The 12,239-nt window shown below is 56.5% G+C and carries 14 protein-coding genes; 4 read left to right on the plus strand and 10 right to left on the minus strand.

What is annotated here, in order from left to right; genetic code table 11:
* Positions 1-52: 52 nt before the first annotated feature.
* The 3 genes from V8J63_RS08305 to V8J63_RS08315 form a co-directional block, all read right to left on the minus strand.
* On the minus strand, positions 53-757 hold the full coding sequence (locus V8J63_RS08305; protein ID WP_336354261.1) for a CTP synthase C-terminal region-related (seleno)protein: 705 nt from the start codon (positions 755-757) through the stop codon (positions 53-55).
* Between the two features lie 99 nt (positions 758-856).
* Complete coding sequence (locus V8J63_RS08310) at positions 857-2,176, minus strand: methyl-accepting chemotaxis protein (protein WP_336463881.1); 1,320 nt, start codon at positions 2,174-2,176, stop codon at positions 857-859.
* A gap of 232 nt (positions 2,177-2,408) precedes the next feature.
* Entirely contained in the window at positions 2,409-3,017 is a 609-nt protein-coding gene (locus V8J63_RS08315) for a TetR/AcrR family transcriptional regulator (protein WP_264365654.1), read from the minus strand.
* A gap of 211 nt (positions 3,018-3,228) precedes the next feature.
* Between V8J63_RS08315 and V8J63_RS08320 the strand changes: the two genes are divergently transcribed.
* A complete protein-coding gene (locus V8J63_RS08320) occupies positions 3,229-4,284 on the plus strand; it encodes an MBL fold metallo-hydrolase (protein WP_336463882.1) in 1,056 nt (351 codons plus the stop codon).
* A 10-nt stretch (positions 4,285-4,294) separates the two neighbouring features.
* Here V8J63_RS08320 and V8J63_RS08325 read toward each other — a convergent pair whose 3' ends face one another.
* The 4 genes from V8J63_RS08325 to V8J63_RS08340 all read right to left on the minus strand — a co-directional run bounded on the left by V8J63_RS08325 (position 4,295) and on the right by V8J63_RS08340 (position 6,190).
* On the minus strand, positions 4,295-4,612 hold the full coding sequence (locus V8J63_RS08325; protein ID WP_122602120.1) for a helix-turn-helix domain-containing protein: 318 nt from the start codon (positions 4,610-4,612) through the stop codon (positions 4,295-4,297).
* On the minus strand, positions 4,602-4,949 hold the full coding sequence (locus V8J63_RS08330) for a type II toxin-antitoxin system RelE/ParE family toxin (RefSeq protein WP_336463883.1): 348 nt from the start codon (positions 4,947-4,949) through the stop codon (positions 4,602-4,604). The genes V8J63_RS08325 and V8J63_RS08330 overlap by 11 nt, the downstream gene beginning before the upstream one ends.
* A 62-nt stretch (positions 4,950-5,011) precedes the next feature.
* Positions 5,012-5,329, minus strand: coding sequence for an XRE family transcriptional regulator (locus V8J63_RS08335; protein WP_336463884.1), 318 nt, complete (start codon positions 5,327-5,329; stop codon positions 5,012-5,014).
* Between the two features lie 93 nt (positions 5,330-5,422).
* Positions 5,423-6,190 carry an AraC family transcriptional regulator gene (locus tag V8J63_RS08340; protein ID WP_336463885.1) on the minus strand — a complete coding sequence of 256 codons (768 nt, stop codon included), beginning with the start codon at positions 6,188-6,190 and terminating at the stop codon, positions 5,423-5,425.
* 111 nt (positions 6,191-6,301) lie between these two features.
* Here V8J63_RS08340 and V8J63_RS08345 point away from each other — a divergent pair, with 111 nt between their 5' ends.
* The 3 genes from V8J63_RS08345 (at position 6,302) to V8J63_RS08355 (ending at position 9,671) form a co-directional block, all read left to right on the plus strand.
* Entirely contained in the window at positions 6,302-7,117 is an 816-nt protein-coding gene (locus V8J63_RS08345) for a sulfite exporter TauE/SafE family protein (protein ID WP_336463886.1), read from the plus strand.
* Entirely contained in the window at positions 7,105-8,355 is a 1,251-nt protein-coding gene (locus tag V8J63_RS08350; RefSeq protein ID WP_223630880.1) for a hypothetical protein, read from the plus strand. The genes V8J63_RS08345 and V8J63_RS08350 overlap by 13 nt, the downstream gene beginning before the upstream one ends.
* A 125-nt stretch (positions 8,356-8,480) precedes the next feature.
* Positions 8,481-9,671, plus strand: coding sequence for a hypothetical protein (locus V8J63_RS08355; RefSeq protein WP_313871870.1), 1,191 nt, complete (start codon positions 8,481-8,483; stop codon positions 9,669-9,671).
* A 3-nt stretch (positions 9,672-9,674) separates the two neighbouring features.
* Here the strand turns inward: V8J63_RS08355 and V8J63_RS08360 are convergent, their stop codons facing one another.
* From V8J63_RS08360 to V8J63_RS08370, 3 genes are all read right to left on the minus strand, one after another.
* On the minus strand, positions 9,675-10,661 hold the full coding sequence (locus V8J63_RS08360) for a hypothetical protein (RefSeq protein ID WP_130902296.1): 987 nt from the start codon (positions 10,659-10,661) through the stop codon (positions 9,675-9,677).
* 185 nt (positions 10,662-10,846) lie between these two features.
* The gene (locus V8J63_RS08365) at positions 10,847-11,563 is read right to left on the minus strand and encodes an HNH endonuclease (RefSeq protein WP_125926460.1); all 717 of its coding nucleotides are present in this window, start codon (positions 11,561-11,563) and stop codon (positions 10,847-10,849) included.
* A gap of 113 nt (positions 11,564-11,676) precedes the next feature.
* Positions 11,677-12,210: a BRO-N domain-containing protein gene (locus V8J63_RS08370; RefSeq protein ID WP_186567701.1), complete on the minus strand. Its 534-nt coding sequence runs from the start codon at positions 12,208-12,210 to the stop codon at positions 11,677-11,679.
* Between the last annotated feature and the right edge of the window lie 29 nt (positions 12,211-12,239).

The following is a 12,239-nucleotide window of genomic DNA, read 5'->3' on the forward strand; positions in this document are numbered from 1 at the left end:
GCGAAGGCGGCGTTGTGGGCGCCGCCAACCTCAATGGCCGAATGCATAACGCTCAATCCCGCAATCCGCAGGCTTCGATAAATGCGCGAACCAGCGGTGGCATTTTTCCTTTTAGTGCGGCGCGTTCCGGCTGGAACAGCGTGGCGACGAAAAACGGATGTTTTTTCAATTCGATAGCGCGCAGATCCCCCGCTGAATCACGGCCTACCGCTTGTAGCTGATCGCTCATCAAATGCTGTTCGAACTGCGGATTCACGCCGTAGCGGCAGCGATAGCCTTCTTCAATTTCAGACTTTTCGTACGCCTTGGCGATCAACGAGCCGGGCTGGAGGTGAATGACGTCGATGGCTTCAACCAGCGAGCAGCTCAGCGGCGTGAGCACAGCGCGTTCGGATTCTGGCGAGGTTTCCCCGTGCTCGGCGTCGGCCCAGCCCAGCACATTGCGCGAATATTCCAGAACCGCGTGCTGAAAACCGCCACAGGTGCCGAGGAAAGGTCGCCCTTGCTCGCGGGCAAAGCGGATGGCGCGTAGCGCACCGTCTTCACTTTTATAAGGGCTGGCGGGTACACACCAGAACCCATCGAATTGAGTCAGCGCAGTGTCGGTGCCGATCTCTTCAGTGGCCAACCACTCGAACTGCACGGTGCGTTGCAGGTGTTCGGCGACCAGGCCGAGTGCAACCGGGATCGCTTGATGAGCGGTGACTTGGGGGTCGTAATCGCCAACCAGGGCGATGCGGACGGCGCGATTTTCCATGGGATTTCCCTGCGCTTGCTGATGGATGGCAGTCACTATAGATCGCGTGATTGCCATCCCACTATCCCGAGTTTCACCTGGTGACTGAGACTACCGCCATTACCCCGACACCCGCTCATTGGCAAACATGCTCACCGCATCCACCGCCTCACTGGCGCCATCGCGAATCTGCAGAATCACCGTGCCGGCCTGATTGGCCAGTTCCACGCCTTCTGCGGCGCGGTCGCGGGTGCCTTGCATGCTTTTGATCGCCTGCCGTGTTTCGCTCTGGATCAGACTGATCATGGTGGAGATCTCGGCGGTGGAACCGCTGGTGCGCGCCGCCAGCTGCCTTACTTCATCGGCCACCACGGCAAAGCCGCGGCCCTGTTCACCGGCGCGCGCGGCTTCGATGGCGGCGTTGAGGGCGAGCAGGTTGGTCTGATCGGCGATTGCGCGGATGGTGTTGACGATGGCGGTGATCTGCTCGGAGCGGTCGCCCAGTTGTGCGATCAGCGTTGAGGACTGGCTGATGTCCTCGGCGATTTCGCGCATTTCGCTGGCAGCCTGTTGAATCACCTGCGTACCTTGCTCGGCGACTTTTCGCGTCGCTACCGAGATGTGATAAGCGGTGCTGGCACTGCGTGCGTCCTGCTCGTGTTGCTCGACACGGGCGGTAACGTCAGACGCGAACTTCACGACTTTGTACAAACGCCCCGAAGCGTCGTAGACCGGGTTGTAGTTGGCCTCCAGCCAGACGATCTGACCGCGTTTATCCACGCGCTCGAACTGCCCGTGGAAGAACTCGCCCTGATTCAGGCGCCGCCAGAAATCCTGATAGGCGCCGCTGTTGACCAGCGCCGGGGTGCAGAACAGGCGGTGATGCTGGCCCTTGAGCTCTGCGAGGCTGTAACCCATGCGCGAGAGAAAATTCTGGTTGGCGGTAAGAATGTTGCCGTCGAGATCGAACTCGATCACCGCCATCGCGCGATCGATCGCCTGTAGCTTGGCGTTGGCCTCGTTCTCCTGCTGCACCTTGGCGGTGACATCCATCGCGTACTTGACCACTTTGATCACCCGTCCCGACGCATCCTTGATCGGGTTGTAACTGGCCTCGAGCCAGATCGGCTGGCCTTTGCTGTTGACCCGTTCAAAGGTGCCGGACTGGAACTGACCGTTTTTCAGGCGTGACCACAGCTCGGTGTATTGGACACTGCGCCCGAATTCCGGCGTGCAGAAATGCCGGTGCGGCTGGCCGATCGCCTGGGCAGCCGTGTAACCCATGGTCTTGAGGAAATTGTCATTGGCACGCAACACCACGCCATCAAGATCGAACTCGATCACCGCCATCGAACGGTTGATCGCTTCGAGCATCGCAGCTTGGTCAAAAACGGTGTGTTGCAATTCAGCGAGGGCGGCTTTCTGGCGATTGAAAAACATGCTTGCGATACTCGGGAAGTGGGGAAAATCAAAAGGATTCAGTCCCTATTCCTGCGCCGGCAGACCGAAATGCACGGACGGCATTCGGTGGTGACTGCTCAATGCCAGCGTTCCGTTACTGGCAGATGGCTACTTATACAAAACTTAATAAAGTTGTACAAGAAAGGAATTTTTCACAACTTTGTATAACTTTTTGCGAAATTAGTTGTACGCGGCTCGCCGCACCAGTGATTCACCGCTGATACAGTGCCAGGAACATCTCCAGCGCCGACTCGGCAACTGCATTCTGCGCGTCTGGATCAAGGGCCGCGCGACCCAGCGAGATCTGCGGCCAGAACGCGAATGCCTTGAGCAAACCTTGTACTTGATGCGCGGCAAATTCTGGATCCACCGGTTTGAGCCGTCCGTCGGCTTGCGCCGCGCGTATCCAGACAGTCAGGCCTTCCTCGCGCTCGCCCATGCGCTCGATCATGTTCTGCGCACGTTCGGGGGAATGAATGGTTGCGGCAATCGCCACCCGGGCGAGGGTGAGAAAATTCTCGTCAGCCATCATCTGCACTTTTTGTTGCAGCATCAGGCGCAGCTGCTCATGCAGCGGTCGCTCGCGGTCGTAGCTCACCGATGGCTCGGCAATGATCCGCGCCCACAACTGATTAAGGATCTCGGCGAACAGCTCTTCCTTGCTCGGGAAGTGGTTGTACACCGTCCGCTTCGACACCCCCGCCGTGGCGGCGATCTTGTCCATGCTGGTGATTTCGAACCCGTGGGCACGGAATTCGGCGATCGCCGCCTGGATGATGGCTTCGCGTTTGCGGTCGGTGAGGCGTTGTGGAGCGGTCATGAGCGGACTTCGGCAGAGAAGGGGGGAAATTACACTCGGCAGTTTACTTGGCGCCGGCTTTGATGCAACCTAGAAACTACACCGCTCAGTGTAATGTTGCGTTAATCCTCGCACCTTACAAACCAGAGCGTTTGGCCTTTGCGTGCAGCTTGGCCATTTTCATTTCCCGTGGAATACCGTGCAGTACACGGTTTTTCGGAGTCGTTCAGTCATGGCCAATCCAGTCTCTCTCCCGGACAACACACCCACGCCTGAAGCCTCGCGCCAGGATCAAGGGCTGTTTCGCAATCATGCGCCGGTGCAGCGCGAAGGCCTGCGCAAAATGCTGCGGATCATGTGGAACATGATTTTCCACAAACCGCGCGACACCCGTCCGAGCGCCGCCATTCCTGTGCAGCCGCTGACCCGTGAAGATCTGCTCGCAGCGCCCAATCACAGCGTTTACCGCTTGGGGCACTCGACGCTGCTGCTGAAGATGCGCGACAAATTCTGGATCACCGACCCGGTCTTCGCCGAGCGCGCCTCGCCAGTGCAATGGGCGGGTCCGAAACGCTTCCACCAACCACCGATCAGCATTGACGAGCTGCCACCGATCGAAGCGGTGATCCTCTCGCACAACCATTACGACCATCTCGACTACGAAGCGGTGCTCAAACTCGCCGCCAAAACCACTTACTTCCTGACTCCGCTGGGCGTGGGCGACACCCTGATCAAATGGGGCATCGACGCCAGCAAGGTGCGCCAGTACGACTGGTGGCAGGGCACCGAAATCGCCGGTATCCGCTTCATCGCCACCCCATCGCAGCACTTCTCCGGCCGTGGCCTGTTCGACGGCAACAGCACGCTGTGGGCGTCATGGGTGATGATCGACGCCGACACACGAATCTTCTTCAGCGGCGACAGCGGTTACTTCGACGGCTTCAAACGCATCGGCGAACAATACGGCCCGTTCGACCTGACCCTGATGGAAACCGGCGCCTACAACGTCGAATGGCCCCACGTGCACATGCAACCGGAAGAAACCCTGCAAGCCCACATCGACCTCAAGGGCCGCTGGCTCTTCCCGATCCACAACGGCACCTTCGACCTGGCCATGCACGCCTGGCACGAACCTTTTGACCGCATCCTTGCGCTTGCATGGGAACGCAGTATTGCGATTACCACACCGCGGATGGGGGAGGCGTTCAACCTTGCGCATCCGCAACGGGGGAGTGCGTGGTGGATGGCGGTTGAAGAGGAGGGGGAGGCGCTTGCTCAGAATGCCTGACGCGTTCGCCTCAAGCGAATACCACCTCAATACGGCCCTCTTTCCGTGATCGGGGGGCCGATTTGACTACAATTTGCACATCTCGCCCGAGACGTGAAAGGCATTCCATCATTTTGGCCTCACTGATTCCGCGAAATTTGCCACGCAGCATTTCGGAAAGCTTGGGTTGTGATAGTCCCAAGATTTCTGACGCCTGAATCTGAGTGAGATGACGCGCCTTAATGATTGCGCCAATTTTCGCTGCGAGCTGCGACTTCACCTGCATTTCACTTGCATTGGGTAAGTCCAGATCGTGATAGACGTTTCCGCTACCTACTTCAATCTCCATGGTTTTCTGCTCCTTTCGCATGTTCCTGGGCGGCTCGAAGTCTGTTTCTGATCAGATCAATGTCCGACTGGGCGGTTTTAATCCCGCTTTTCGACTTTTTCTGAAAGCAGTGCAAAACGTAAATTGCACTGCCAAAACGAACCGTATAAATGGCGCGGTAGGTGTCGGTGTCGAAGTCTTCTATCAACTCCAGGACACCTGCGCCTCCGAACCCTTTCAATGGTTTTGCATCTGAATACTTCAGGCCACATTGAGCCAGATCCAGTGCGTGACCAAAAACGTCTTGTACCTCTGTGGGCATCTGCTTGAGATCTTTTTTACTACTGCAGACCCACATAAGCGGCTTCCTTGCACTCATGCGAAATATACCTATTTTGGAATAATTATCAAATTGCCATTTCAGTCAGCCATCGCAAAATCCCCACGCCCCACCGATTCCCCCGACATACCCTGCGCCCTGACACTGCGCCCCGGTGCAAACCCCGGGAAGAACACCAACCCCTGCGCTTCGAACCGATAAGCCAGTGCCAGTCTCGCGGCGTCCGCCACGTCCTGCTGCGCTTCGAACCGCTGGATATCTGCCACCGCCACTTCGGCCTCGCGCGACAGTTGGTCAACGCTCCAGCCCAGCATGGCGCGGGCCTGGACGCAGTGGGTCGGGGTGAACTGGAAAAGGGCAATGCGTTCGAGGACGTGGTTCATCGCAAGAGAGGCCATGGTGTGCTCCGGGCTCAAAAGTGCTGATTGAAAATGTACTGTGTTTTTGTACAGTTGTTTTCGGCCGGGATCAAATGCATTTTTCGAGTTTGCCTAGTTCGTCGGCTCCAACCAGACGGACGGTGCCTGTCCCAGCACACGCCGAAACATCGTCGAAAACGCCGCCGGGCTCTCGTAGCCGAAGTCCAGGGCGATCCGCGTCACCGCTTCCCCCGCCGCCAACCGTGCCAACGCCTGCACGACGCACGCCTGCTGCCGCCACTGACGAAAGCTGAGCCCGGTCTGCTGCCGAAACAATCTGTTAAAGGTGCGCAAGCTTATGTGTAACTGATCGGCCCAATCCTGCGGCGATTGGTGGGCATTGGGCATGTTCAGAAAGGTCTGACACAGGCTGAGGAGTTTTCCTTCGGCGGGCATGGGAATGTGTAGGGCAAGGGGCGCGCTGCGTGCCAGTTCATGCAACATCAAGTTGATCAGCACACCGTCGCGTCCGGCCTGGTCGTACATCAGTGGCACGTCCACCGCTTCCATCAGCAAATGCCGCAGCAGTGGCGACACATTGAGCACTTGGCAGTCCGGCCCCAATTCCACGTTGCCCGGTTCGACATACACACTGCGCGTGCTCACCCCGAGCATCAACACCTCATGGGCCACGTCCGGTGGAATCCACACCGCGCGTTGCGGCGGCACCACCCAATTACCGTTCCGAGTGCTGACTTGCATCACGCCTGTTGCGCCGTAGAGCAATTGCCCACGTCGATGCGTATGAAACGGGAGTAGGTGGCCGTGGGAATAATCGGTACCGATGGCCACGACCGGGCGAGGCGTGTCATCGAGCTGATTGATCGAAATATTGCGCATCAGGCGTGTTCCAGCGATTGGCGTAAACGCGAACATTATTGGCCCAACTACTGAAGCCGGCCAGTGCATCACGCTCTAATGTCCTGGGCTCCCCGATCCTGGACGCCCACTATGTTCTACCTCCTGCTTACACTGTTCGGTTGCCTCACCGGCATCAGCGCCGTGCTCTTCGGTTTCGGCGGCGGCTTCGTCATTGTGCCGCTGCTCTATCGGATGCTCACCGCCAGCCACGCAGCCGACGACCCCATCGCCCAGTCGGCCATGCACATCGCCGTGGCCACCTCGACCTGCGTGATGATCGTCAACGCCCTGATCGCCACACGCAAACACCAACGCGCGGGCAATCTGCTCAGGGAATATCTTTGGCCATTGGGCGGGTTTATCGGCGTGGGCGCGATCGTCGGCGCCATCGCTGCGATGTGGGTCAACGGCCAAGTCATCCGCTACGCCTTCATCGCCTATATAGGCGTGACCATCGTCGATTGCCTGCTGCGCCAAGGATTTCTCACACAGTCCCAAACCACTTTCCCACGGCGACTGACCATGACGGAAACATCCGCCGGCGGTGTAGGCATCGGCGCCGTCGCAACCTTCCTCGGCGTAGGAGGAAGCGTCATGACCGTGCCGCTGCTGCGCCGTTGCGGACTGAGCATGTCGCAAGCGACGTCCATGGCCAATCCGCTCAGCCTCCCGGTAGCGTTGGCGGGGACGTTGACGTACATGGCGCTGGCCGGTTTCACTGAGTCTGATTTGGGCGTTTGGTATATCGGGTATGTCGATGTGCTGGCGTTTGCGCTGCTGACGGTTGGTTCGTTGCTGGGGATCAGATTGGCTGCGCCGTGGATAGGGCGAATACCGGATCGGCTGCATGCGCGCGTGTACATCGGTTTACTTATGGTGGTGATGATCAGCATGTGCTTGAGCTGAGCGCGACGGCGCTCGATTCCAGCGCGCAAGCTCGCCATAATCCGCAGCTACTTTCGCGGGCAGTTGCTCGCTTATTCAAGGATGAAGTGATGTACCGAGGACTGTTACGTCTTTTTGCTGTTTTTCTTCTAACGGGTTCTTTTGTCTCGACGGCAACTTGGGCCGAGACCGGCGCGCAGTTGTTCACCGGCACGTTGGGTAAATCGTCTATCGTCCTCGAAATAAATCCTCGTACCGGAGAGGGACGTTACTTTTACAAGAAGTACCGCAAGGATCTACCACTCGACGGTGCTCTGGACGGGGAAACGCTTGTGCTGGAAGAAGGCTCGCGGATAGACGACTCACGCCCGACCTTGCGTCTGCGGCCGACAACTGATGGTTGGTATGGCGAGTGGACGAGCACCGCTGGGAAAAGCCTGAAGATCAAGTTACAGCCAGCCGTCATCCCCGATGTAGCGGATGATGCCTTGCCCTTTTTCACCACACTTCACGACAAGTACCCTTATGAATACCTGCGGCTGCAGGGCGTCACACTCAAAAAAGGCAACATCGACACCTTCATGGGCTACACGCTGCAGTGGTGGAGCGAGCCGAAGACAGGCACTTCTCTGTTTGAAGTGGTCTCGGGTTATTCCCTTGAAGAGCGTCGACGCATCAACCAACAATTGATGGCGCGTTTGTGGAGCGAGGTATTGTCGTCTTATGGATGTTCAGGCAGTTACGCGCAGTCGAGCCAACCACTGTGGATGTCGTCAACAGTGATGAGTGTTCTGATTTCATCAGATTATTTCTGCGGCGGTGCCTATCCGGATCAAAGCCAGGATGCGCTCAACTTCGACACTAAAACAGGCAGACTCCTGACCCTTGATGATGTTTTGTGGGTGGGGCAGGGCAAGCCATTGCATTTCCAACGAGAGGGCGACTTCGGCGGGGAGGCGTCCGGCTCGTCTGATTCCTGGTCTAACTACCGCAGTGAGGAACTGGCACCCTGGCTGGTCGCGCAGTTGCTGAAACTCTACTCCAGTGAAATGACCGTTACCCCCGAAGGTGAAAACGACTGCAACTACGACGAGAGTTATCCCTGGCAATTTCCCGGTTGGCACTTCACGGAGCTGGGCATCAAGCTCGAGCCATCATTTCCCCACGTCGCGGCGGTCTGCGGATTCGTCGACTGGAGCGTTCTGCCGTACACAATCGTCAAACAACATCCGGGCGGGGTTGCACTGCAACTGCCTTGATGTCGCGTTTACTTTCATGCGCAGCCCCTCGATTCCCGACCACAACCCCGCCATAATCGCCGCGAATTTATCCGCGCCGGCCCTCAAATGCCGGCGCGACCTCTGACTCTTTCAAGGAACGATCAATGCTCAAGGGACTGATGCGCCTGGCGCCATGCGCTGCTGTGCTGTTCTCGCTGATTCCAAGTGTCCACGCCGATGATGGCCGACGCGTGTTCACCGGCACGTTGGGCAAAATGCCGATCGTCGTAGAGCTCAATATCACGCAGCAGGACGAAGTAACCGGTCGGTACTTCTACGAAAAATACCATCGTGATTTGCCGCTCAGTGGCGCGTTGCAGAACAGCACGCTGACCTTGACCGAGGGCAATAATCGCTATGGTGACGACAAGCCGCTGTCAACGTTGGAACTTGAAGAAACCGGCAGCGGCTGGCAGGGCGAATGGAAAAGTCCGCAGGGCAAGAAGCTGCCAGTGAAACTCATCGAGGCCAGACTTACCGCCCCCACCTCATCAACTTTGCCGTTCATTGCCGCTTTGCCCTACAGCGAGCCTTACGAGTATTTGCGCCTGCAGGGACTCAAACTGAAACCGGCGAAGAAAGAAAACTTCATGGGCTACGACCTGCAATGGTGGACAGAGCCTGAGACAAAGATTTCCCTGTTCAGCGTGGAGTCCGGATTGTCGAAAGATGATCAGCAACGGGTCAACCAGCAGTTGCTTGGACGCCTCTGGAATGAAGTCATCAGTTACCACGGCTGCCAGCTGCAGGGCGGCGAAAACGTCGAATTTATGCAACAGGTGCAACCGAAAATGATCTCGCCAGCCGTGGTCAGCCTGAACATCTCGACCAGCTATTACTGCGGCGGCGCGCATCCAGACTTCGGCGATTCACCGCTCAACATTGACGTCAAAACCGGCCACCCGCTGTCCCTCGAAGATGTGCTGTGGGTCGGTGAGGGCAAACCACTTTTACATGCCGAACGCGACAGCTTGGGCGACGAACCTCTGAGCAAGGACGAAAGTAACGCGCGCTATCAGTACGTAAGCAAAGAGTTGGTGCCGTGGGTGATCAAACAATTCACGGCCCTGTACCCCACAGAAATGAAGACACCGACGGGAGATGACGACTGCAACTTCCAGGACGAAAGCATCTGGGGGACTTCACCTTGGTACTTCACCGAGAAGGGCTTGTACCTCGGCGCGTACTTCGCTCGCGTGCAACGCTCTTGTGATAGACCTGACTGGTCGATCCTGCCGTACTCCCTAGTCAAACAACACCCTGGCGCCGTAAAACTGCAACTGCCCCAAGGCTAGCCATCACTCCAACCCCGGCGCTTCACGAATAATGAAGTGATCCAGGTTCTCGATATTGGCATTGAAGACCTCGAAAGGCTTTTCGGGGTTCTTCTTGCCGGGCACCTGCTTCAACTCCGGCGTCACCCCATAGAAGAAACAGAACAACGCCTTGTCGCTATCCACCGCGTGCTTGATCTCTTCCAGAAACGCCTTGCGCTTGCGGTAGTTGTCGATCAGCTTCTTGTTCAGATAAACGCTGACCGGATACGGCTTCTTCTTGCTGTCTTCGGGCTTCTTGAACCAGACCTTGTCCTCGAAATCGATACGAAAACTGGCGCTGTGGAAGTCCTCGATCTTCTTGATCCGCCCCCAGTAAATCAGCCCCTTGTTGTCCGTCAGATACTCGATCTTCTTGAAGAACGAACTGTACGGCGCCGTATGCTCGCCAATCTTCAACGGCATGCGCTTGAGCAACTCCTTGTCGGCGAAGTTGGAAACAAAACACTCCACCGGATGCGCAAACACACTGGTCTTGTCCGGCGCCGACTCACGACTCGCTGACTCCTTACCACTGTCTGCCACCATCCGAACCGGATCATCGCGCAACACATCCGCCGCCCCCGCTGGCGTGACAGGCTTGCGTACATACTCACGCCGGGTCAGCAATAACTCCGATGGGAAATGCTCCTCACGCCCGTCATCCACCTCGCCATCCGCCGTCTCAACACCAGACGCCGACGCCTTCAAACTCACATACGGACAACCCGCCACATGCTGCGTCGTGGGCAGATTCTTGAAGTGCGGCGTGCGCACGTAATTCACATTCTTGGCATTGAATGTACCCAACTCATTGGAAGCCTCGAACGCCGCACGACAGGCATCGTTGGGGCACTGGAAGTGTTCCTTCGCCGAGTCAAACGCCACCGTTTCATCGAAATTGAGATCGCGAACATCATAGATCGACAACTTGTCGTCGAGGCTGAGGCAGTAGGCGAGATCGAATTTCATGGTGGGGCTCGGATCCTTGAGTTGGGGAGGGGTATTAATAGCGGGAGGCGGCGCGGGTTGCACTGATTGTTTTCAGGATGATGCGGGATTTGTGGGAGGCAGCCTGTTGGTGAATTGGTGGTATCAACTCATCACCGAATCCAGACACCCAGTCAGTAGCAAAAACTCTCCCTAGTGACAGAGCTTTATCCCTCCGGAATCAGCCTTTTCACCCTTGTATAAAGCGAAGCTGTAAACGCCACGCGATCATTTGAATGGTGACAACGACGATGGCAATTCGGACAAAGTGCTACAGCGTTCGAAACTTGATCCGAACCCTTATCTGCAAGTGGTTTGACATGGTGGACTTCAAGAAACGGCAGATCATGCATCTGAAACGGAGCCGGGTCGCCACAGCCTTCGCAATGCCCCTCGGCTTCATTTCGAACCCAAGCTCTAACCTCGGGATCGCGAACGTAAACCGTGCGAGTACTTGACGCTTTCTTTGGTTTCTTTATGCCTTTCGGTGGCTCCTTTATATGTTTCTTCTGAATTGCAGCAGCGCGACGCTCTAGTGTTTCTTCGTCGGCTGTCGGAATAGCAGGGTCGCCCGGCTGGAAGCCGCGATTTGTGAGAGCTATTCGAATTAACTGCTCAACGTTCGAACCAACGTTTTCCGCCGGTTTGTAACCCTTAATGGGTTTCCGATCCATCGTCATCAGGACTTTGGAAATGTTCTGCATTCGGAATTCGACAGAGCCTTTTGTACGAGTCGACAAGGCTGATGCGCGTAGTTCGCGATTCTCATGTGCCTTGTTGAATTTGTGACCCGCGAGCTCTAAATCAAGCATTCTGAGATAGGTGTCAACCGCTGCCTCAATCTCAGCAACAGTCCAGTCAGTGTCTTTTTTCTTGTTGCTCATAAAATCGCCGAGGGTTGAAAACCCTCGGACGATACTGAGTGGCCATCACGGCTGTCTAGGAAAATTCCTACAGAAAATAGCGACGGATCTCTCGAGATCCGACAACCACATCGCTAACCCATCGAATGCTTCGAAGACTGAAACACCTGCGTGACCCTTCGCCACCAGGAGTTCTCTACCGAAGCTCGACGTGGATTTTGATCATTTAACAGATAAGGCATATCCCGAAGCCGAATCCAGCCCTCATCTTGCCAATGCAGCAAACTCAAAGACATTTCCGGCCAATCCAACAAACTCAACATTGGCCGATGTGAATCCCCCGAATCCTGCGCATCGCGCAATGTCGGCACTACCTCATTGGTCAACCACTCACGCAGCAACCGATTTCCCGGTACGTAGTGATAGATCAATAGCGCATACACCCCCGATTCACTGAGCATCAGATGCTGTTCTGGTTCTCGAAAGTACTCGATCCGCATGACGCGGCGTTGATCGCTATCTAGCTTGTGGACCACCCGATCATTCAGGTGGAAGCCCATCAAACGGCCAACATCCCGGGCGGAGAACCATGGCTGATTTTCGAGTAGAAGGGCATGTAGAGAAAGGTTGTGGCGAGAGAAAACAGTTACCGAGCATGGATCCGACATATCTATGACCTCTACGTTATGGATTTTGG

This window comes from Pseudomonas sp. CCNWLW23, assembly GCF_037095675.1.
In the GTDB taxonomy this organism is placed as follows: domain Bacteria; phylum Pseudomonadota; class Gammaproteobacteria; order Pseudomonadales; family Pseudomonadaceae; genus Aquipseudomonas; species Aquipseudomonas atacamensis.

Excerpts from the sequence above, each read along its gene's own strand:
- V8J63_RS08305 (WP_336354261.1), bottom strand. The coding sequence starts at position 757 with ATGGAAAATCGCGCCGTCCGCATCGCCCTGGTTGGCGATTACGACCCC.
- V8J63_RS08310 (WP_336463881.1), bottom strand. The coding sequence starts at position 2,176 with ATGTTTTTCAATCGCCAGAAAGCCGCCCTCGCTGAATTGCAACACACC.
- V8J63_RS08315 (WP_264365654.1), bottom strand. The coding sequence starts at position 3,017 with ATGACCGCTCCACAACGCCTCACCGACCGCAAACGCGAAGCCATCATC.
- V8J63_RS08320 (WP_336463882.1), top strand. The coding sequence starts at position 3,229 with ATGGCCAATCCAGTCTCTCTCCCGGACAACACACCCACGCCTGAAGCC.
- V8J63_RS08325 (WP_122602120.1), bottom strand. The coding sequence starts at position 4,612 with ATGGAGATTGAAGTAGGTAGCGGAAACGTCTATCACGATCTGGACTTA.
- V8J63_RS08330 (WP_336463883.1), bottom strand. The coding sequence starts at position 4,949 with ATGTGGGTCTGCAGTAGTAAAAAAGATCTCAAGCAGATGCCCACAGAG.
- V8J63_RS08335 (WP_336463884.1), bottom strand. The coding sequence starts at position 5,329 with ATGGCCTCTCTTGCGATGAACCACGTCCTCGAACGCATTGCCCTTTTC.
- V8J63_RS08340 (WP_336463885.1), bottom strand. The coding sequence starts at position 6,190 with ATGCGCAATATTTCGATCAATCAGCTCGATGACACGCCTCGCCCGGTC.
- V8J63_RS08345 (WP_336463886.1), top strand. The coding sequence starts at position 6,302 with ATGTTCTACCTCCTGCTTACACTGTTCGGTTGCCTCACCGGCATCAGC.
- V8J63_RS08355 (WP_313871870.1), top strand. The coding sequence starts at position 8,481 with ATGCTCAAGGGACTGATGCGCCTGGCGCCATGCGCTGCTGTGCTGTTC.
- V8J63_RS08360 (WP_130902296.1), bottom strand. The coding sequence starts at position 10,661 with ATGAAATTCGATCTCGCCTACTGCCTCAGCCTCGACGACAAGTTGTCG.
- V8J63_RS08365 (WP_125926460.1), bottom strand. The coding sequence starts at position 11,563 with ATGAGCAACAAGAAAAAAGACACTGACTGGACTGTTGCTGAGATTGAG.
- V8J63_RS08370 (WP_186567701.1), bottom strand. The coding sequence starts at position 12,210 with ATGTCGGATCCATGCTCGGTAACTGTTTTCTCTCGCCACAACCTTTCT.